The organism is Pandoraea nosoerga, assembly GCF_902459585.1.
Taxonomy (GTDB): domain Bacteria; phylum Pseudomonadota; class Gammaproteobacteria; order Burkholderiales; family Burkholderiaceae; genus Pandoraea; species Pandoraea nosoerga.
In genome coordinates this window covers 39,002-60,227 of the sequence record NZ_CABPSC010000019.1, presented here as the reverse complement: position 1 = coordinate 60,227, position 21,226 = coordinate 39,002, and the positions used below count along the sequence as shown (strand labels likewise).

General features: G+C 65.8%; 18 protein-coding genes. 10 read left to right on the top strand and 8 right to left on the bottom strand.

Going from position 1 to position 21,226, the window contains the following annotated elements; translation table 11 throughout:
• From murC to lpxC, 6 genes are all read left to right on the top strand, one after another.
• A complete protein-coding gene (murC, locus tag PNO31109_RS20015; RefSeq protein WP_150557197.1) occupies positions 1-1,410 on the top strand; it encodes a UDP-N-acetylmuramate--L-alanine ligase in 1,410 nt (469 codons plus the stop codon).
• A 1-nt stretch (position 1,411) separates the two neighbouring features.
• Positions 1,412-2,395 (top strand): D-alanine--D-alanine ligase, encoded by a 984-nt coding sequence (locus PNO31109_RS20010; protein WP_150557196.1) that lies wholly within the window; start codon positions 1,412-1,414, stop codon positions 2,393-2,395.
• A 47-nt stretch (positions 2,396-2,442) separates the two neighbouring features.
• Entirely contained in the window at positions 2,443-3,276 is an 834-nt protein-coding gene (locus tag PNO31109_RS20005) for a cell division protein FtsQ/DivIB (RefSeq protein WP_150557195.1), read from the top strand.
• Positions 3,277-3,298: 22 nt separating this feature from the next.
• Positions 3,299-4,531, top strand: coding sequence for a cell division protein FtsA (gene ftsA / locus PNO31109_RS20000; RefSeq protein ID WP_010806905.1), 1,233 nt, complete (start codon positions 3,299-3,301; stop codon positions 4,529-4,531).
• A 106-nt stretch (positions 4,532-4,637) separates the two neighbouring features.
• Positions 4,638-5,828: a cell division protein FtsZ gene (gene ftsZ, locus PNO31109_RS19995; RefSeq protein ID WP_047906046.1), complete on the top strand. Its 1,191-nt coding sequence runs from the start codon at positions 4,638-4,640 to the stop codon at positions 5,826-5,828.
• A 554-nt stretch (positions 5,829-6,382) separates the two neighbouring features.
• The gene (gene lpxC, locus PNO31109_RS19990) at positions 6,383-7,297 is read left to right on the top strand and encodes a UDP-3-O-acyl-N-acetylglucosamine deacetylase (RefSeq protein WP_150557194.1); all 915 of its coding nucleotides are present in this window, start codon (positions 6,383-6,385) and stop codon (positions 7,295-7,297) included.
• A 224-nt stretch (positions 7,298-7,521) separates the two neighbouring features.
• On the opposite strand, the gene PNO31109_RS19985 is transcribed toward lpxC, so the two are convergent.
• Positions 7,522-7,989 (bottom strand): DciA family protein, encoded by a 468-nt coding sequence (locus PNO31109_RS19985; RefSeq protein ID WP_174966482.1) that lies wholly within the window; start codon positions 7,987-7,989, stop codon positions 7,522-7,524.
• 306 nt (positions 7,990-8,295) lie between these two features.
• Between PNO31109_RS19985 and secA the strand changes: the two genes are divergently transcribed.
• The 4 genes from secA to PNO31109_RS19965 all read left to right on the top strand — a co-directional run bounded on the left by secA (position 8,296) and on the right by PNO31109_RS19965 (position 14,180).
• Entirely contained in the window at positions 8,296-11,091 is a 2,796-nt protein-coding gene (gene secA / locus PNO31109_RS19980; protein WP_150557192.1) for a preprotein translocase subunit SecA, read from the top strand.
• Between the two features lie 205 nt (positions 11,092-11,296).
• The gene (argJ, locus tag PNO31109_RS19975; protein WP_150557191.1) at positions 11,297-12,526 is read left to right on the top strand and encodes a bifunctional glutamate N-acetyltransferase/amino-acid acetyltransferase ArgJ; all 1,230 of its coding nucleotides are present in this window, start codon (positions 11,297-11,299) and stop codon (positions 12,524-12,526) included.
• 219 nt (positions 12,527-12,745) lie between these two features.
• Positions 12,746-13,627 carry an ATP-binding protein gene (locus PNO31109_RS19970; protein WP_150557190.1) on the top strand — a complete coding sequence of 294 codons (882 nt, stop codon included), beginning with the start codon at positions 12,746-12,748 and terminating at the stop codon, positions 13,625-13,627.
• Positions 13,628-13,745: 118 nt separating this feature from the next.
• Complete coding sequence (locus PNO31109_RS19965) at positions 13,746-14,180, top strand: NUDIX domain-containing protein (protein WP_150557189.1); 435 nt, start codon at positions 13,746-13,748, stop codon at positions 14,178-14,180.
• Between the two features lie 170 nt (positions 14,181-14,350).
• Here PNO31109_RS19965 and yacG read toward each other — a convergent pair whose 3' ends face one another.
• The 7 genes from yacG to PNO31109_RS19930 form a co-directional block, all read right to left on the bottom strand.
• Positions 14,351-14,545: a DNA gyrase inhibitor YacG gene (gene yacG, locus PNO31109_RS19960; RefSeq protein ID WP_150557188.1), complete on the bottom strand. Its 195-nt coding sequence runs from the start codon at positions 14,543-14,545 to the stop codon at positions 14,351-14,353.
• A gap of 4 nt (positions 14,546-14,549) precedes the next feature.
• Entirely contained in the window at positions 14,550-15,305 is a 756-nt protein-coding gene (gene zapD / locus PNO31109_RS19955) for a cell division protein ZapD (protein WP_150557187.1), read from the bottom strand.
• A gap of 162 nt (positions 15,306-15,467) precedes the next feature.
• Entirely contained in the window at positions 15,468-16,094 is a 627-nt protein-coding gene (gene coaE, locus PNO31109_RS19950) for a dephospho-CoA kinase (RefSeq protein WP_150557186.1), read from the bottom strand.
• Positions 16,091-16,921: a prepilin peptidase gene (locus tag PNO31109_RS19945; protein WP_150557185.1), complete on the bottom strand. Its 831-nt coding sequence runs from the start codon at positions 16,919-16,921 to the stop codon at positions 16,091-16,093. Before PNO31109_RS19945 ends, coaE begins: the two co-directional genes overlap by 4 nt.
• Positions 16,918-18,129 carry a type II secretion system F family protein gene (locus PNO31109_RS19940; protein WP_174966481.1) on the bottom strand — a complete coding sequence of 404 codons (1,212 nt, stop codon included), beginning with the start codon at positions 18,127-18,129 and terminating at the stop codon, positions 16,918-16,920. Before PNO31109_RS19940 ends, PNO31109_RS19945 begins: the two co-directional genes overlap by 4 nt.
• Before the next feature lie 129 nt (positions 18,130-18,258).
• Positions 18,259-19,485: a GspE/PulE family protein gene (locus tag PNO31109_RS19935; protein WP_150557183.1), complete on the bottom strand. Its 1,227-nt coding sequence runs from the start codon at positions 19,483-19,485 to the stop codon at positions 18,259-18,261.
• Positions 19,486-19,598: 113 nt separating this feature from the next.
• Positions 19,599-20,891 (bottom strand): HlyC/CorC family transporter, encoded by a 1,293-nt coding sequence (locus tag PNO31109_RS19930; protein ID WP_150557182.1) that lies wholly within the window; start codon positions 20,889-20,891, stop codon positions 19,599-19,601.
• Positions 20,892-21,226: the final 335 nt, after the last annotated feature.

Sequence of the window (21,226 nt, the reverse complement as noted above, 5' to 3'; positions counted from 1 at the left end):
ATGAAACACATCGTCAAGCACATTCACTTCGTCGGCATTGGCGGCTCGGGCATGAGCGGCATTGCCGAGGTGCTGCTCAACCTGGGCTACCAGGTGAGCGGCTCCGATCTCGGCGAAAACGCTCTCACGCAGCGTCTTGCCAGTCTCGGTGCGCGCATCGCGCGCGGCCATGCGGCCGAACATATCGACGGCGCGGACGCCATCGTGGTGTCCACCGCCGTGACGGCGGACAATCCGGAGGTGCTGGCTGGCCGCGCCCGTCAGATCCCCATCGTGCCGCGCGCGCTGATGCTCGCGGAGCTCATGCGTCTGAAGCAGGGCATCGCGATCGCCGGCACGCACGGCAAGACGACCACCACGAGCCTGGTGGCGAGCGTGCTCGGCCAGGGCGGCCTCGATCCGACCTTCGTCATCGGCGGGCGCCTGAACAGCGCCGGCGCCAACGCGAAGCTTGGCACGGGCGACTTCATCGTGGTCGAGGCCGACGAGTCGGACGCTTCGTTCCTGAATCTGAATCCGGTCATCGAAGTCATCACGAACATCGATGCCGATCACATGGACACCTACGGGCACGACTTCGCGCGCCTGAAGCAGTCCTTCGTGGCGTTCACCCAGCGTCTGCCGTTCTACGGCATTGCCGTGCTGTGCGTGGACGACCCGAACGTGCGCGAGATCCTGCCGTTCGTCTCCAAGCCGATCGTGCGCTACGGCCTGTCGGAAGACGCGCAGGTGCGCGCTATCGACGTGCGCGCGCAGGGCGCTCAGATGCGCTTTACCGCGCTGCGCCGGTTCGGCGCCGGCGCCCCGCCGCTCGATATCACGCTGAATCTGCCGGGCGAGCACAACGTGCGCAACGCGCTGGCCGCCATCGCGATCGCGACCGAACTCGAGGTGCCCGACGCCGCGATCCAGCAGGCGCTGGCCGAGTTCAACGGCGTGGGCCGGCGCTTCCAGCGCTACGGCGAGATCGCGCTGCCCAAGGCGAGCGGAGCGGGCACGTTCACGCTGATCGACGACTACGGGCATCACCCGGTCGAAATGGCCGCGACGCTGGCGGCCGCGCGCGGCGCGTTTCCGGGCCGTCGCATCGTGCTGGCGTTCCAGCCGCATCGCTACACGCGCACGCGCGACTGCTTCGAAGACTTCGTGAAGGTGCTCTCCGAGGCCGACGCCGTGGTGCTCGGCGAAGTGTATTCGGCCGGTGAAGCGCCCATCGTGGCCGCCGATGGCCGTGCGCTCGCCCGTGCGCTGCGCGTGGCGGGCAAGGTCGAGCCCGTTTTCGTGGAGGATGTCGCGCAGTTGCCCGACGCCATTGTGCAAGTCGCCCGCGCGGGCGACGTCGTGATCACCATGGGTGCCGGCTCGATCGGCGCGGTGCCCGGCAAGTTGCAAGTCCAGCAAGGAGTTTGACGTGAGTGCTTTCGATCCGAAGCGTTTCGGCAAGGTTGGCGTCCTGATGGGCGGGCGCTCGGCCGAGCGTGAGATCTCGCTGATTTCGGGCAACGGCGTGCTCGAAGCACTGCGCTCGCGCGGCGTGGACGCCCACGCTTTTGACACCGGCACGCACGACCTGGCGGCGCTCGCCGCGCAGAAGTTCGACCGCGTGTTCATCGCGTTGCACGGCCGTTATGGTGAAGACGGCACGCTGCAGGGCGCGCTCGAGCATCTGGGCATTCCGTACACCGGCAGCGGCGTGCTGGCGTCCGCGCTGGCGATGGACAAGGAAATGACCAAGCGCGTGTGGATCAACGAAGGGCTGCCCACGCCGCGCTTCACGATGCTGTCGGCCGACAGCGATTTCGACGCCGTCGCGCGCGACCTCGGTCTGCCGCTGATCGTCAAGCCGTCGCGCGAGGGCTCGACCATCGGACTGACGAAGGTCACCGACGCGTCCCAGTTGAAGGCCGCCTACGAGAAGGCCGCCGCGCTCGACCCCGACGTGCTCGCCGAGGAGTTCATCGATGGCGACGAGCTCACCGTGCCCGTGCTCGGCGTGGGCACGAAGGGCGCGGCCGCGGCGCGCTCGCTGCCGGTGATCCGCATCGTGGCGCCCGACGCGAACTACGACTACCAGAACAAGTATTTCAAGGACGACACCCGCTACGAGTGCCCGCCGCCGCTGTCGGTGTCGTTGCAGGAAGAGGTGCAGCGCCTCGTGTTGCGCGCGTACCTCGTGCTGGGCTGCCGCGGCTGGGCGCGCGCCGACGTGATGCTGCGCAAGCGCGACAACAAGCCGTTCCTGCTGGAGATCAATACGTCGCCGGGCATGACCGGCCACTCGCTGGTGCCGATCTCGGCGCGCGCGGCGGGCCTGTCATACGAAGACCTGGTGTTGGAAATTCTGGCCACCGCGACGCTCGACCTGCATCCGAACGCGCAGTGGAAGCCCGAGTAAAACCTTGAACGCGTTGAACAACGCCCTGATACGGAAAGCGAATCGCCATGTGGCACAACGTACGCCTGCTCAACGCCATCGCGAGTGCGCTCGTCGCACTCGTCGTGCTGGCGGCGCTCGCGGCGGGCGGCCACTGGCTGATCCAGCGGCCGATCTTCACGCTCAAGGCGATTCAGATCGATGGAGACGTGGCCCACATCAACGGGCCGACCTTGCGCGCCAATGCGGTCTCGCGCCTCAAGGGCAACTTCTTCACGATCGATCTGGACGCCACGCGGGCGGCGTTCGAGGCGGTGCCGTGGGTGCGGCATGCGAGCGTGCGGCGCGTCTGGCCCAATCAGCTTGCGGTGACCATCGAGGAGTACAAGCCGCTCGCCACGTGGAACGACGGCCGTCTGGTGAGTGTGGACGGCGAGCTTTTCGCGGCGAACCTGGCCGAAGCGGAGGACGACGGCAAGTTGCCGGAGTTCGCGGGCCCGCCGGGCAGCGAAAAGGATGTCACGGCGCGCTACTACGACTTCGTGAAGTGGTTCGCGCCGCTGAACACGAAACCCGAGGCGGTGACGCTGTCGAACCGGTACGCCTGGGGCGTGCGACTCGCCGGCGGGCTGCAACTGGCGCTGGGACGCGAGCGTACGCCCGAGACCCTGTCCACGCGCAGCCGCCGCTTCGTGCAGGCGTATCCGCAGGTGGCGGCACGCTGGGGCAACCAGATCGAGTACGCCGATCTGCGTTATCCGAACGGTTTTGCAGTACGGGCCGCGGGCATGCGGTTCTTGAGCGAAGAGCAGGCCAAGAAACTTGCCGCGACACCGCCGCAAAAGCGGGATTCGCAGAAGCCGGCGACGAAACCCGCCGCCCGGGCGCTGCGAAGCCAGTGAGACTTCAGGACTTACACACGCTATGAGCAAAGATTACAAGGATCTGTTGGTCGCCCTCGATATCGGCACGTCGAAAGTCGTGGCGGTGGTGGCCGAGCTGCGCCCTGAAGGCCGCTATGAAGTGATCGGCCTCGGCCAGAGCGAATCGCGAGGCCTGAAAAAGGGCGTCGTCGTCAACATCGAGGCCACGGTGCAGTCCATTCAGCGTGCGCTCGAAGAGGCCGAGCTGATGGCGGACTGCAAGATCACCAACGTGTTTACCGGCATTGCCGGCAGCCACATCCGCAGCTTCAACTCGAGCGGCATGGTCGCGATCAAGGACAAGGAGGTGACGCAGGCCGACGTGGCGCGCGTCATCGAGACGGCCAAGGCGATCAACATTCCGACCGATCAGCAGGTGCTGCACATCCTCACGCAGGAATTCATCATCGACGGCCAGGAGGACGTGCGCGAGCCGATCGGCATGAGCGGCATCCGTCTCGAAGTGAAGGTCCACATCGTGACCGGGGCCGTGTCGGCCGCCCAGAACATCGTGAAGTGCGTGCGTCGCTGCGGCCTCGAAGTCAACGATCTGATTCTGCAGCCGCTCGCCTCGAGCATCTCGGTGCTCACGGAAGACGAGAAGGAACTGGGCGTGGTGCTCATCGACATCGGCGGCGGCACGACCGACATCGCGATTTTCAGCGAGGGCGCGATCCGCCACACGGCCGTCATTCCGATCGCCGGCGACCAGATCACCAGCGACATCGCGATGGCCGTGCGCACGCCGACGCCGGACGCCGAGGACATCAAGATTCAGCACGGTATCGCCAAGCAGTCGCTGGCCGATCCGGACGAGATGATCGAAGTGCCGGGGTTGGGCGAGCGCGGTCCGCGCACGCTCTCGCGTCAGGCGCTCGCTGCGGTGATCGAGCCACGCGTGGAAGAACTGTTCTCGCTCGTGCAGCAGGTCGTGCGCGAGTCGGGATACGAAGAACTGCTGTCCTCGGGCATCGTGCTCACGGGCGGCGCCGCGATGATGCCGGGCATGGTCGAACTGGGCGAGGACATCTTCCTCAAGCCGGTGCGTATCGGGGTGCCCGAGTATGCCGGCGGTCTCGCTGACGTGGTGCGCAGCCCGCGCTACGCCACGGCGATGGGGCTGCTGCTCGAAGGGCGGTCCCAGCGCATGCGCGGCCGCAAGGTCGCGGTGCAGTCGGGACAGGCGAACCAGGTCTGGACGCGCATGCGTGACTGGTTCTTCAGCAATTTCTGAAGCTGTTTTTTGAGGGGTGCGGATTCGGCATTGACGACACGCGTGGCTTACCCGAGCGACATGTGACCCGCGATTCCGGATCTGTTTTTAATTCACTGGAGGCGCTATGAACTTTGAAATGTTGGAAACGGAAACCAACGGCACCATCATCAAGGTGGTGGGTGTTGGCGGCGCTGGCGGCAATGCCGTCCAGCACATGATCAACCGTGGTGTGCAAGGCGTGGAATTCATTGCCATGAACACCGACGCTCAGGCGCTGGGCCGCTCGCAGGCCGGCGTGAACATCCAGCTCGGCAAGACGGGTCTGGGTGCGGGCGCCAAGCCGGAAATGGGCCGCGCCGCCGCCGAAGAGGCGCGCGAGCGCGTGGCCGACGCCCTGCGCGGCGCGCACATGGTGTTCATCACGGCCGGTATGGGCGGCGGTACGGGCACGGGCGCCGCACCGGTCGTCGCGCAGATCGCCAAGGAAATGGGCATTCTGACCGTCGGCGTGGTGTCCAAGCCGTTCGAGTTCGAAGGGGGCAAGCGCATGCGCGTGGCCGAGACGGGCGCGCAGGAGCTCGAAGACAACGTCGACTCGCTCATCGTGGTGCTCAATGACAAGCTGTTCGAAGTCATGGGCGACGACGCCGAGATGGACAAGTGCTTCCAGTGCGCCGACGACGTGCTGCACAACGCCGTGGCCGGCATCGCCGAAATCATCAACGTCGACGGTCTCGTGAACGTCGACTTCGAAGACGTGAAGACGGTGATGGGCGAGCAGGGCAAGGCGATGATGGGCACGGCGACCGTCGCCGGCGTCGACCGTGCGCGTCTGGCCGCCGAGCAGGCCGTGGCAAGCCCCCTGCTCGAAGGCGTGGACCTGTCGGGCGCGCGCGGCGTGCTGGTCAACATCACGGCGTCGCGTTCGCTGCGTCTGTCGGAGACGCGTGAAGTGATGAACACCATCAAGAGCTACGCCGCCGAAGATGCGACCGTGATTTTCGGTACCGTCTACGACGACAAGATGGGCGACGCACTGCGCGTGACGGTCGTGGCGACCGGCCTGGGCCGTGCGGTGGCGAAGAAGGCCGCGGCGCCGATGACGCTGCTCAAGACCGGTACCGACAACATGCCGATCGCAACCGGTCACGTGCCGAACGTCGGTCAGGCTGCCGGTACGGACTACGGCGCGCTCGACACGCCGGCCGTATGGCGCAGCACGCGCGAGACTGCGGCCTCGCACGTCGCCGCGCTGCAGGAAAAGGGCGTCGATACCTACGACATCCCGGCCTTCCTGCGCAAGCAAGCCGACTGACAGGGTTGCGCGCGGGCCGGGTGCCAGTGCCTGGCGCCGCCGCACCTTGGGAATCGCGAGACCTACGCGGGTCGTCGTGAGGATTCGCCGTCGCTCCGTCTACCATGCCACCGGGCGTGGGGCGTGCGCGCCGCGGTACGAATCCGAACGACGATACGGCAAGGTTGTGAGCGCGCCGGTGCCTGGCGGGTTGCGACAGCCAGAGTCGCAACAGGCGTCGACGTCTCGCAGATGGCGAACGTTACGGGTAAGCGTTCGTCACCCCTGACCCGGTCTTGTGGTCCTGTTCCCCCGACCGCTGCGGCATGCCTCCGTCGCAGCGGCCGGGGTGCCCCGAGCCCGACGAACGCCGGGTGCGAGCCCGACACCGAATCGCCAAGGGTGTCGCGTCGTTTCCTTTCACGGCGTGGGCAGCATGGGCGAGGTAAGAACAATGGGGCGAAAGGCAAAACGTTTGGTAACGAAGCGTTGTGTTTGTGGCACAGCGACATAGGCGCCGATCTGTTATAATTGGAACTATGATCCATAGCGTCCGATAGTTTTTAACAAATAGCATGCTCAAGCAGCGCACTCTCAAATCCATCGCCAAGACAGTCGGCATCGGCTTGCACTCCGGTCGCAAAGTCGAGTTGACGCTGCGTCCGGCGCCGCCCGACACGGGCATCGTCTTTTGCCGTACCGATCTGAATCCCCCCGTGGAGATTCCGGCGTCGGCGATGGCGATCGGCGACACGCGTCTGGCATCGGTGCTGCAAAAGGATGGTGCGCGGGTGTCCACGGTGGAACACCTGATGTCGGCATGCGCGGGTCTGGGCATCGACAATCTGTATGTCGATGTCACGGCCGAAGAAATCCCGATCATGGACGGCAGCGCGGCGACGTTCGTCTTCCTGATCCAGTCGGCAGGCATCGAAGAGCAGGCCGCCGCCAAGAAATTCATTCGGGTGACGAAGCCCGTGGAGATTCGCGATGGCGACAAGTTCGCCCGTCTCGAACCATACGAGGGCTTCAAGCTCAACTTCACCATCGATTTCCGCCATCCCGCCGTCGACCGGACCGGTCAGGCGCTGGAAGTGGATTTCGCCGACACGTCGTATGCGAAGGAAATCGCCCGCGCGCGCACGTTCGGTTTCGCGCACGAAGTCGAGATGCTGCGCGAACTGGGGCTGGCACGCGGCGGCAGCATGGACAACGCCATCGTGCTCGACGAATACCGTATCCTGAACAACGATGGCCTGCGCTATGACGACGAGTTCGTGAAGCACAAGATGCTCGACGCGATCGGCGACCTGTACGTGATCGGCCATCCGCTGCTGGCATCCTATACGGCTTACAAGTCGGGCCACGGGCTGAACAACCAGCTACTGCGCGAGCTTCTCGCGCAGCAAGCCTACGAAGTCGTGACTTTCGAGCACGCCGAAGAAGCGCCGCGCGGCTTCCAGTTCGAGCCGCAAACGCAGTTCGCGTAATTCGCGCATCGCGCCGCCAGCGGCGGGGCGAATGTAACAAAACGAAAGCGCCGGATTTCCGGCGCTTTTTTATTTGACGCCCGACAGGTTTTGGCGTTGGAAGTCCGGCAATGGGAAGTGTTGACCGGCGGCAACTACTGGTGAGTCCCGCCGCCCGCATCGCGGGGTTACCGCGCTCTCACATTTCGCGCTTTTTTTCTTGCTTCCCTTCGGACCATGCGCGCTCAGGACTTGCGCGTGCCGCCATAGGAGTGCCGTGCGACGAGCCGGGCCAGGGCGTCGCGCAGTGGCGAAGGCTCAAGGGCGTCGCGCAATTCTCGCAGGCTCACGAGTCCCTGCCGGGACAACCGGGCTTCCTTGGGCGGCTTCTGCGGCTGCGGCTCGGCAATGCTCACGCGGATGCGGATCGTGCGGATGAGCCAGCCGCGCTGTGCAAGCCCTTCGATCAATGACGGCGTTTGCTGGCGCAGGCGCGCGGCCAGTGCGTTGTTCGAGACGAGGAAGACGAGCGTGCCGTCGCGCGGCGGGGCGAGCCGCACGCTGGCGGCGAGGGGCTCGGGCAGGAGCGCATGCACGTCACGCTCGAGCCGGCCGAGTTGCTCGGCGGCCACCAGCAGCGAACCGGCCCCGTCGGAAGCGGACAGGAGGTCGGCCATCGGGCGGGCGACGCGGGGTGCTTTGGGTCGTTTCATATGATGAGACAGAGGGCGCCGCATATTCTACCCCACCATCGGGCGTCGCCTCCCGACATCCCCCGAAAACACCGGCCCGTTGCCGTAGCGTGGTGCCGGGACGTGCCACGCCAGCATGCTAGAATCCATTTTTCAGTACAGGTATCGAACCGGTGCGAGGCCCGAGTGCCAAACACCGGTGACCCGCAGCGCACAGACGCCTCGGGCGGTTCGGCATTCACGGGGGAAGAGTCCCGGGCTCGCTCGCCGCCGGGCGGGCAGGCCGTGCGACTGCGAACGACATTTGCCGCCCTAACCAGTGATCCGATGATTCCCGGTCTTCTCAAAAAAGTATTTGGCAGCCGCAACCAGCGGCTCATCAAGCAGTACCAGAAAACCGTCGCGGCGATCAACGCCCTCGAGCCCCAGATCGCGCAACTGAGCGATGAACAACTGCGCGGCAAGACCGAGGAATTCAAGCAACGCATCGCCCAGGGGGCGAGCGTCGACTCGCTGCTCGTCGAGGCCTTCGCGGTGTGTCGCGAGGCCGGCAAGCGCGTGCTCAAGATGCGCCACTTCGACGTGCAGCTGATCGGCGGCATGGTGCTGCACTACGGCAAGATCGCCGAAATGCGCACGGGGGAGGGCAAGACGCTCGTCGCAACGCTGCCCGCGTATCTGAACGCGCTCACCGGCAAGGGCGTTCACGTCGTGACCGTCAACGATTACCTGGCACAGCGCGACGCCGAGTGGATGGCGCGTCTGTACAACTTCCTCGGCCTGACGGTGGGTATCAACCTGTCGCAGATGCCGCACGATCAGAAGCAGGCCGCCTACGCCGCCGACATCACCTACGGTACGAACAACGAATTCGGCTTCGACTATCTGCGCGACAACATGGTCTACGAGACCGAGCAGCGCGTGCAGCGGACGTTGAACTACGCCATCGTCGACGAAGTGGACTCGATCCTGATCGACGAGGCGCGCACCCCGCTGATCATTTCGGGGCAGGCGGAAGACCACACCGAGCTGTACGTGAAGATGGATCGTCTGCCGGCGCTGCTCGAGCGCCAGATCGGCGAAGAGAAGGCGGACGGCACCGGCGTCGAAGTGCCGGGCGATTACACGCTCGACGAAAAGGCGCGCCAGGTGTTCCTGACCGAGCGTGGCCACGAGAAGGCGGAGCAGTTGCTCGCCGAGTGGGGCATGATCGCCGAGGGCGACAGCCTCTACGCGCCGCAGAACATCACGCTCATGCATCACGTGTACGCGGCGTTGCGCGCACACACGCTGTTCCACAAGGACCAGCACTACGTGGTGCAGAACGACGAGATCGTCATCGTCGACGAATTCACCGGCCGCCTGATGGCCGGCCGTCGCTGGTCCGAGGGGCTGCATCAGGCCGTGGAAGCGAAGGAGCACGTCACGATCCAGCACGAGAACCAGACGCTCGCCTCGATCACGTTCCAGAACTACTTCCGCATGTACGCCAAGCTCTCCGGCATGACCGGGACGGCGGACACCGAAGCGTTCGAATTCAACGAAATCTACCGTCTCGAGACGGTGGTGATCCCGACGAACCGTCCGCCCAAGCGGATCGATCGTCAGGACCAGATCTACAAGACGGCCAAGGAAAAGTACGACGCCGTCATCAAGGACATCCGCGATTGCGTCGAGCGCGGCCAGCCGGTGCTGGTGGGCACGACCTCGATCGAGACCTCGGAATATCTCTCGCAACTGCTCACGCGCGAAAAGCTGCCCCACCAGGTGCTCAACGCCAAGCAGCATGCGCGCGAAGCCGAGATCGTGGCGCAGGCGGGCCGTCCCGGCGTGATCACGATCGCCACGAACATGGCCGGCCGCGGGACCGACATCGTGCTTGGCGGCAACGTCGAGAAGCAGGCGGCCTTCATCGAGGCCGATCCGAATCTGTCGGACGCCGAGAAGCAGGCGCGCATCAAGCAACTGCAGGACGAATGGCAAGGCCTGCACGAGCAGGTGAAGGCCGCCGGCGGTCTGCACATCATTGGTACCGAGCGCCACGAATCGCGCCGTATCGACAACCAGCTGCGCGGCCGCTCGGGCCGCCAGGGCGACCCGGGTTCGTCGCGCTTCTACCTGTCGCTGGAAGATCCGCTGCTGCGCATTTTCGCGGGCGACCGCGTGCGCGCGATCATGGATCGTCTGAAGATGCCCGAGGGCGAAGCTATCGAAGCGGGCATCGTCACGCGCTCGATCGAATCGGCCCAGCGCAAGGTCGAAGCGCGCAACTTCGACGTGCGCAAGCAACTGCTCGAGTACGACGACGTCGCCAACGACCAGCGCAAGGTCATCTATCAACAGCGCAACGAACTGCTCGAAGCGCAGGACGTGTCCGAGACCATTGCCGGCATGCGCCGCAGCGTGTTCGAGGACCTTGTGCGCGGCTACGTGCCGGCCGGCACCGTCGAAGAGCAGTGGGATCTGTCGGGCCTCGAGACGACGCTGCGCGAGCAATGGCAACTCGACCTGCCGCTGCAGTCGCGCATCGAAGGCTCGGAAGAGATCGACGACGAGGACATCCTCAAGGAAGTGCTCGACGCGGCCGAAGCGTCGTACAACGCCAAGGTCGAACTCGTGGGACGCGAATCGTTCTCGGGCTTCGAGCGCTCGGTCATGCTGCAGAGCGTGGATTCGAACTGGCGCGAGCACCTGGCGGCGCTCGACCACCTGCGTCAGGGCATTCACCTGCGCGGCTATGCGCAGAAGAATCCGAAGCAGGAGTACAAGCGCGAAGCGTTCGAACTGTTCGCGCAGTTGCTCGAGACGATCAAGCTCGAAGTCACGCGCGTGATCATGAACGTGCGCATCCAGTCGCAGGAAGAGCTGGAGCAGGCGACCGAGTCGCTCGACGACAACGCCGGTGGCCTGGTGAACATCGAGTTCAAGCATGACGAGCTCGAGACCGTGGGCGGCGAGGGTGAAGTCGACGAGGACGCCGGCCGCCCGGTGGTCGCGGCGCTCGCGCAGGCGGCCGCGGCAGTCACGGCCGGTGGCGAGATGCTGCCGAAGGTGGGCCGCAACGACCCGTGCCCGTGCGGCAGTGGCAAGAAATTCAAGCACTGCCACGGCAAACTGTCTTAAGATGTGAACCGATCGACGCGGCGCCGACACCTGATCGGCGCCGCGTCGTTTGTAGCGCCGGTTTTTCCGGGGGAGGCAGGTTGCGGCAGCGCACCCGCCACCTGCGGATCGCGCCGGCAGCACCGATCAACCGCCGCCCGGGCGGACTGTCGTGCCGACATCGCCAGGGCGGGAGCTGAAACTCTTTCTCTCGCGGGCGAACCTCATGGCCGTCAATTTCCCCTCGATCGAAGCCTCCCGACTGCGCGCCGTGCCTGGCGTCGAACTGGGCTGGGCCGAAGCCAATATCCGCAAACCGAATCGCAAGGACGTGCTGGTCATGCGACTGGCGCCGGGCAGCACGGTCTCGGGCGTGTTTACGACGAACCGCTTCTGCGCCGCGCCGGTGACGGTGTGCAAGGAGCATCTGGCCGCGCGCGCCGGCATTCGCGCGCTGGTCGTCAACACGGGCAATGCGAACGCGGGCACCGGCGAGCCGGGTATGGCCGCCACGCGCCAGACCTGCGAGGCGCTGGCCGGGCTGCTGTCCGTCCGCGCGAATCAGGTGCTGCCGTTCTCCACGGGCGTGATTCTCGAGCCGCTGCCGGTCGATCGCCTCGTGGCGGGCCTGCCGCAAGCCATTGCGAATCTGGCCCCGGCACACTGGTACGAAGCCGCGCAGGCGATCATGACCACTGACACGCTGCCGAAGGCGGCGTCGCGCGAGATCACGATCGATGGCAAGCAGATCGTGCTCACCGGCATCAGCAAGGGCGCGGGCATGATCAAGCCGAACATGGCCACCATGCTCGGCTTCGTCGGCACCAACGCGCGCGTCGCGCAACCGGTGCTCGACGCGCTGGTGAAGTACGTCGCCGACCGCTCGTTCAACGCGATCACGATCGACGGCGATACGTCGACCAACGACTCGTTCATCGTGGCCGCCACGGGCCAGACCGATCTGCCCGAGATCGCCAGCACCGACACGCCCGCTTTCGCGGCGTTTCGCGACGCGCTGCTCTCGATCTCGCAGGAACTCGCGCAATTGATCGTGCGCGACGGCGAGGGCGCGACCAAGTTCATCACCGTGACCGTCGAGGGCGGCCGGGACGTGGCCGAGTGCCGCCAGATTGCTTATGCGATCGGCCATTCGCCGCTGGTGAAGACGGCGTTTTTCGCGTCCGATCCGAACCTGGGTCGTATTCTGGCCGCGATCGGCTACGCCGGCGTGAACGATCTCGACGTGAGCAAGATCGACCTGTATCTGGACGACGTGCTGGTCGCACGCGCTGGTGGCCGCAACCCGGATTACCGGGAGGAGGACGGCCAGCGCGTGATGAAGCAGAGCGAAATCACGGTACGCGTGGTGCTCGGCCGCGGCGACGCGGCGGCAACGCTGTGGACGTGCGACCTGTCGCACGACTACGTGAGCATCAACGCCGATTACCGTTCCTGAGCCCTGACGCGACGGCCTTGCGTCTCCCACCGGAGGCCGGGGCCGTTGGCGTGGAGCGCCGACGCCGACCGGCATCGGCGATGCACCAGTGACAGTCGCCGACGCCGGTCGGCGTATCGCCAGCAGGTGGCAAAAGCACCGCGGCGCACAGCGAAGGGAAACCATCACTCCACGAAGCACCGACATGAGCGCCCGTGAGCGGCGCGGGGATTTCGAAGCATGGACAAACTCGAGCAGTTTCTGACGCGCGCCGAGGGCGTGCTGGCCCGGCTGGAGGCGATGTTGCCGCCGGCCGCACCCGAGATCGACTGGGATACCGCCGTGGCGTTTCGCTGGCGCAAGAAGCAGGGGCGCGGCTTCCTGCAGCCGGTCGCCCAGGTCTCGAGCATTACGCTCGGCGATCTACAGAACATCGAACGCCAGAAAGCGCTCATCGAGCAGAACACGCGCCAGTTCGTGCGCCGCGAGCCCGCCAACAACGTGCTGCTCACCGGCGCGCGCGGCACGGGCAAATCGTCGCTGATCAAGGCGTGTCTGAACCAGTACGCCGCCGAAGGGCTGCGTCTGATCGAGGTCGACAAGGACGACCTGACGGATCTGGGCGACATCGTCGATCTGATTTCCAACCGTCCGGAGCGTTTCGTGGTGTTCTGCGACGATCTGTCCTTCGAAGACGGCGAGTCGGGCTACAAGGCCCTGAAGGTCGCGCTCGATGGGTCCGTGGCTGCGCAGTCGGACAACGTGCTGATCTACGCGACGTCGAACCGCCGGCACCTGCTGCCCGAGTACATGAAGGACAACGAGAGCTATCGTCACACCGAGGACGGGGAGATTCACCCGGGCGAGGTGATCGAGGAGAAGATTTCGCTGTCCGAGCGGTTCGGGCTGTGGGTGAGCTTCTATCCGTTCAAGCAGGACGACTACCTGACGATCGTCAGCCACTGGCTGGAGCATTTCGGTGTACCGGCCGATCAGACGGAGAGTGCGCGTCACGAGGCGCTGATCTGGGCGCTGGAGCGCGGGTCGCGCTCGGGCCGTGTGGCGTTCCAGTTCGCCCGCGACTGGGCGGGTAAGCGGCGCGGCGGGGCGCAGACCTCGTAACGATTCGGCGCACGCCGCGCGACACCCGAGGGTTCGGCGTGCGGTGTGCCTCCCGGCTCGGGAATGATTTTCGCGGGCACGCCCCGCAGGCATGGCTGCGGGGCAGCCTGGCAACGATATGACAGATTCGAAACGATTTGCGCCCGACGGGCGTCCCGTCACGGAAGTGGCCGTCGGGGTGATGGTGCGTCCCGATGGCGCGGTGCTGCTCGGCCAGCGCCCGGCCGGCAAGCCGTATGCGGGCTACTGGGAATTTCCGGGCGGCAAGCTGGAGGCGGGCGAGTCGGTTGCGGCCGCACTGGCTCGCGAGCTTCACGAGGAACTCGGCGTGACGGTGCAGCGATGTGCGCCGTGGCGCGTGCTGGAACACGACTATCCGCATGCATATGTCCGGCTGCACTTCTGTAAGGTAACGGCATGGCAGGGCGAGCCGCATGGCAAGGAGGGGCAGGCGCTGGCGTGGGAGCACCCGCCCGTCAAGGTCGAGCCGCTGCTGCCCGCGGCGCTGCCGCCATTGAACTGGCTCGCGGAGGAACTGGCGGCCAGGGGATAGGGTGCGGCCTGGGACGCGCGACAACGCGTGCCAACGCACGCCGACTTGGCGCGCGGCGCCATCTGCCCGCGGCTGCCATTGGCATGGATATGTCGGCGCCACTCGTCATGACGCGTGGCCAAAACGCAAAAAAGGCGCCCGTCGGGCGCCTTTTTGTTTCTCGCGAACACTCAGCGTCGCGTGGGATCGAGCGGCGAGTCCTGCGAGGGGTCGTCGGGCGACTCGGCCGGAATCGTGTACTTCTCCGCAGCCCACGCCCCGATATCGATCTGCTTGCAGCGCTCCGAACAGAATGGGCGGAACTTGGCCTCGGGGCCCCATACCACCTTCTTGCCGCAAGTCGGACAATTGACGACGGTCGTCATGATCTTACAGATTGCAAAGCGTCAGCAGGAACGGCACGTCGCTGTCGACCGGACGCGGCTTCAGATCGCCGTCCTGCGTCGTGAAACGCACCCACAACATGTATTTGTTCGCGCTCGCTTCGGGAATGACCCGCAAATCGGCCGCCACGCGCACCTGCATGAGCTGATACACGCGCCCCGTGAGCATCTGCTGGTAGCTGCCCTGCTGCGCCATGGCCTTGCTGGCGTGGCCGGACTCTCGCGCGAGACCCAGCACGATACCGATGGCGTCGCGCAGCGGCAGTAGCGGGCCGATCCACTTGTCGATGTCGGCACGGCGCTGTTCCGCGTGATTATGACGCCAGGCGTAGTACGACGGCAGGTCGAAGCGGCACGTGCCGCCCGGAATCACCGATCGGCTGCGAATGCTCGCGAGCCACTCGTTGTCGTTCAGATGCTGGCCGGGCTTGCCGGGGATCTGATTGAGATTCGCGATGGCCAGTTCGACTTCGCCGATGAACTGCTCGAGCGCGTCGGAGGCGATATCGGGGTTGCCGCGATACGTCTGAAGGGTCTGACGCTGCCGGTCGAGCTCCTTGACCAGTTCGTTCTTCAGATCGGTCCGCCCCGCGATATCGGCGATCTCGAACATGGTGATCAGCGCCGCGTGATGATCGAGCGGCTGATCCTGTGCGACGAAAAAGGCAAAGCGCCCGAACAGCTCTTCTAGCCGAAGCAGCGTGCGAATGCGTTCGTTGAGCGGATATTCGTACAGGATCAAGCGCGTTGGCCCAGGAGTTGGCGCTTTTCAGCGTAATGGCGACATTCTAATGCGGGAAACTGTCGAGGTGCAACGCGAGTGGGCGCTCTATCGGGGGCGGCGTACAAGGGGGACGCGGTAAATGCGTGTTTCGCGCCGCCGCGTAACCTCCACCTGTGGCCGTTACCCCCCGCCGTCACGCTTCGCCGCCTGCGCCGCGAGCTTCAGATAGGCCGCATGCAGCCTGTCGACCTGTGGTGCGAGCGGCGCATCCTCGACATCGTTGTCGATGACGTCATCGGCTTCGGCGAGCCGCTGGGCGCGGCTCGCCTGACGCGCCATGATAGCGAGCACCTGCTCGCGCGTGAAACGGTTGCGAGCCATCACGCGGGCGACCTGCGTCTGCTCGGTGCAGTCAACGACCAGCACACGCTGCACGCGCTCGCGCCACGTACCGGATTCCACCAGCAGCGGGACGACGAAAATCAGATAGGGCCCTGTCGCTTGCGCGGCCGCACGCTCGCATTCCGTGCGAATGAGCGGATGGGTAATGGCTTCCAAACGGGCTTTTGCCGCGTCGTCCGTGAACACCGCTTCGCGCATGCGAGCGCGATCGAGCGAACCGTCGGGGGCCACGAACGCGTCGCCGAACTCGCGCCGGATGGCGGGCATTGCGGCGCCGCCCGGGGCGGTGATGCCGTGCGCGATGGCGTCGGTGTCGATGATGGTGACGCCGTGCGTTGCGAACAGATTGGCCACGGTCGTCTTGCCGCTGCCGATGCCGCCGGTCAGACCGATGGCGTAAGTCATGGCGTTCCTCCGATCCAGATCATCAAGCCGTTGCCCCAGAACAGGGTGGCGACGCCCGCCGCGGCGAGAAACGCGCCGAAAGGAAACATCTCGTCGCTGCGCAAACGTCCCGCGAGCCACGCCGCGCCTGCGACCACGATGGCGAGCAGACAGGCCAGCGTCAGGATCTGCACGAGCGCCGTCCAGCCGAACCATGCGCCGAGCGCGGCGTAAAGTTTGAAGTCGCCGAAGCCCATGCCCTCGCGGCGGCGCACCCACCAGTAGATCCAGTAAAGCACCCACAGGCTCATGTAGCCGGCCGCCGCGCCAACGACGGCGGCGGGCAGCGCACTGAACCAGTGCCCGAGATTGACCAGCAGGCCGGCCCAGAGCAGCGGCAGCGTCAGTATGTCGGGCAGCAACTGCGTGTCGTAATCGATGTAGGCGAGGGCAATGAGCGCCCAGACGAGCCCGAGCGCGCCCAGAGACTGCCATGTGGGCCCGAATCGCCACGAGACGGCCGTGCTCAGCACGGCGCTCAGGATCGAGAGCTGCCAGCCACGCGCGGGCGGTGTTTGCGCGGGCGCGGCGGCGACCGTCGTGGCGAGCGTCGTGGCGATCGAGGCGGCGCTCGTCCGTGAACGTGCTTCTGAAGCAAAGGTATCGGCGGCGCCGACGGCCTGCATCTCGGCCAGCCATGCCCGTTCGACGGCCGCCGGTACGCGGCGCACGATGACGTCGAGCACCGGACCGGCAGCGACGCCCGCCGCGGCAAACAGCGCGAGACGCCAGTGAGGCTCCAGTTGTGCCAGCCAGTCGACGAGCAGGAACTCAGCGTAACCGTTCATGCGACACCGTATCCGAGTTGGAACATCGGCAGATACATGGCCAGTACCATGCCGCCGATCAGCAGGCCGAGAAACGTAATCATCATGGGTTCGAGCGTTGCGCAGGCACTGACCAGGGCATGCGAGGCCTCCTCGTCGAGCAGATCGGCCGCCTGGTTGAGCATGCGCCCGAGTGTACCCGATTCCTCGCCGATCACGACCAGTTGCGCAATGACGAGCGGCCAGCGGACATCGGCTTCGAGCGTGGTTGCCAGACGCTCGCCGCGCGCCACGGCGCGATGCACCGCGTGCGCCGCCTGCTGCATGATGAGATTGCCGCACGCGCTGGCTGCGGCGTCCATGGCATCGGGCAGCGGCACGCCCGCGTCGAGCAGCGTGCCGAGCGTGCGGGCCCAGCGCGCCGCACTCATCATGCGAACGATCTGTCCCGCGCCCGGCAGGCGCAGCGCCAGACGATCGCGCTGGCGCCGTAACGCGCCACTGCGCCGCAATGCCATCATGACGGCCAACGCGAGCGCACCGCTACCGGTCGCTATCCAGGGCCCGTGTGCCAGTGAGGCGCGCGAGATATCGATGAGCCACTGCGTCATTGGCGGCAACGGTATACCGCCGCCGGCGGCGCTGGCGAATAGACGCTCGAACTCCGGGATCACCCAATGCAGCAGTGCAATCATCACGGCCACGGCCACCCCGAGGACGGTGAGTGGGTACGCGAGCGCCCGCTGCAGCTTTTCGCGCACCGTCCGCGCGTGGTCGTACTGCGCGCTCAGCCGGTTCAATGTCGGCGCCAGTTGGCCGCCGAGTTCGCCCGCCGCGATCAACTGGCAGTCGATGCGGCTGAATCGGTGGCTCGCGCGCGACATCGACTCGGCCAACGGGCGTCCTTGCCGAACGTCCTGTGCGATGGTCGTCGCCAGTTGCTTCAGCCCCCGCGTGTGGGCGCCGCGCGCCAGCACGTCGAGCGCGGCCGTCAGCGGCACGCCGGCGCCCAGCAGCGTGGCAAGCCGGCGGACGAGATCGGTGGCGTCCGCCGCGCGCGTGCGTGCGGGAGGCGCGTGGCGGCGTCCCACCCGTAGATACGTGACGCTCACGCGTTGCTCTCGCAGCATCACGCGTGCGCCCGCCTCGCCATGTGCGAGGACTTCGCCATGACGCCACTGTCCGTGCGCGTCGCGTCCTTGCCACTGCCAGCGTCTGGGTTGTGTCATGCGAGGCATGGCCGGCTCCTTCGCAGCGCCACCCGGGCAGGCACGCGTTCATGAGCGTCGCCGCGGCGCGCTCGGCGCGGCGACGAGACGAGGGCCCACGTCGCATCCGACGGGGGCCACGCACTGGCTTCAGGCGGGGGTCGTCGCATCGACGTCCTCCTTCCATACCGTGCCGGCCGCGGCATGCCAGAGACCGGCTTCGCGCAAGGTCATGACGCCCTCGCTCTGCGCTTGCGCCGCGAGTTCGTGCGGGCTGCGCGCCTGCGCGATGTTGATCGCCTGAATGGCGCTGACGGGCATGACTTGAAACGCGCCAATCCGTCCCGCGTAGCCCGAGCCATGACATCGCATGCACGGGGCGGGTGCCGAGGGTTGCGGCCGCGCGGATCGTCCGGGTTCGCACCCTGCCGGGCAGCGGCGCCTGAGCAGCCGCTGTGCGCTGATCAGCAGCAGCGTCGATGATAGATTGAATGGCGCGACCCCGAGGTCGAACAGGCGCGCGAGCGTGCTGGGCGCATCGTTCGCGTGGACCGTGGCAAACACGAGGTGCCCGGTTTGTGCGGCCTGCACGGCGATCTCGGCCGTCTGCGCGTCGCGTATCTCCCCTACGACCAGGACGTCCGGATCCTGTCGCAGAAAGGCGCGCAGGGCGGTCGCGAAATCGAGCCCGGCACGCTCGTTGAGATTGACCTGCGTGATACCCGGCAGACGGATTTCTACCGGATCCTCGATCGTCACGATATTGCGCGATGTGTCGTTGAGCCGTCGCAGGCAACTGTACAGCGAGACCGTTTTACCGCTGCCGGTGGGACCGGTCAGCAGGATCATGCCGTGCGGTCGGGCGATGGCTTGCGTGAGCGCGAGGTACTGCTGCGGTGTGTAGCCCAGGCCCTCGAGCGAGAGCGGCACTTTCGCGCCATCGAGCAGCCGCACGACGAGCTTCTCGCCGTGCAGCGACGGCAATGTGCTGACGCGGCATTCGACCGGCTCTCCCGCTTCTCGCCAGACCATGCGCCCGTCCTGCGGCAAGCGTTTCTGCGCGATGTCGAGATTGGCGAGCACCTTGAGCCGCGAGACGAGCATGTCGCGCCAGGGCTGAGGAACGTCGACGTGCTCGTGCAAGCGGCCGTCGACGCGCAGCCGCACGCGAAAGCGCTGCGCCATGGGTTCGAAGTGCACATCCGACGCGCCCGCCCGAATCGCTTCGCCGAGCAGTTGCTCCAGAAATGCTAACGGCGAGCCGTCCCGGGGCGGCGCGTGCGAGGTGAGCGCGGGAGGTGCTGGGGGTGCTGGAGGTGCCGGAGCTGCGGCGGCGGGGACGGTCGCGTCTGACGGAGGAGCGGTCGGCAAGGACATGGCAGGGTTCTGCGAGTGAGACGTGGACCTTCAGTCTCGTCAAAACCCTGTCGCCGCTCAATCGGAATTGCCCGAAAAATGGGCGGGTGTCACGGGCAGTGGGCGGCCACCGCTTACTCGTGCGACGCGGGACGCGCTTTGGGCTTGAACAGGCGCACGGTCTTGATCGCCTGGTTGTCGATCTGCACGATTTCCATGCGCACGCCGCCGATCTCCATGCTGACGGAAGCCTCCGGAATCTCGCGCAGCACTTCGAGGATCAGGCCATTGAGCGTCTTGGGGCCGTCGGTCGGCAGATGCAGGCCGAGGCGGCGATTCAGATCGCGCAGCCCGACGCCGCCGCTCACCAGGCAGTCGCCGTCCGCCGTCCACCCCGAGCGGCTGCCGCCCGCGCCCGGCACGCTCGTGGTGAACTCGCCGATGAGCTCCTCGATGATGTCCTCGGTCGTCACCAGGCCCTCGACTTCGCCATATTCGTTGACGACCAGGCCCACGCGGCGATGGTTCTCCTGGAAGTACTGCAACTGGCGCAGAGCGGGCGTATCGCTCGGAATGAAATACGGGTCCACGAGCAGCGCGCGCAGCGTATCGACGCTGAGCTCGTCGGGGTGGCGCAGCGCAGCGAGCGTGCGGCGCACGGGAAGAATGCCTACCACGCGATCGATGTCACCGTCGTAGACCGGCAGCTTGTTGTGGTAGCAGGTCTCGAGCTGCGTGAGGATCGTGTCGAGCGGCGCCGAGATGTCGAGCGCCTCGATGCGCGCTCGCGGCACCATCACGTCGTCGACGGTGATGTTCTCCAGATCCAGCAGGTTGAGCAGCACGCTGCGCGGTTTCGTCGGCATGTAGTTGCCGGCCTCGAGCACGATGGTGCGCAATTCCTCCGTGGTGAGGCGGGCTTCGCCTGCTGCGCGACGCGTGTCGATGCGCATCACGCGCAGCATGCCGCGCACGAAGCCGTTGAGGATCCACACGAGCGGTTTGGCGATGCCGACGATGGGGCCAAGCAGCGTGCTCGCCGGCAGGGCGATGCGTTCCGGATAAGTCGCACCGACGATTTTCGGAGCGATCTCGGCGAAGATGATGATGAGCAACGCAATGAGCGCGGTGGCGATCGATAGCGTAATCGCGTCGTTGCCGAAGTAGCGCACCGCGATCGACGTCGTGAGCACCGGCACGACCGTGTTGATGACGTTGTTGCCGACGAGAATCGTCGAGAGCAGGTCCTCCGTGCGCGAGAGCAGGCTCTGGGTCGCCTTGGCGCCATGTACGTTCATGCGCACGAGATGTTTGAGGCGATGACGGTTGAGCGCCATCATGCTCGTTTCGGAGATCGAAAAAAATCCCGAGCAGATGATCAGGAGGGCGACGGCGCAAATCTGCGCCCATAAGGGCAAGGATTCCAAGCGATGAAGTGCGCCCGCGGCGCAGAGCGTGACAATGAGTTGCCACTATATCAGAGGAGATTTGCGCGCCAGAGACGGTGAAGTACCGGACGGAACCGTTCCGGACGACATGCGGACGGGACTCGTCAGACGGTCGCACTTGCCCGGGCCGTGCGTGCGGAACATTGCAAGGGTAATCGCGCGGACATAAAAAAACCGCCGGAAAGGTCCGGCGGTTTTTCTGCTTTGCTTGAGAGCAAAGTAAATCCTGGTCGGGGTGAGAGGATTCGAACCTCCGGCCTCTACGTCCCGAACGCGTCAGCCAAAAGACGGTTTGACGGGGTTAATGTCGCCAT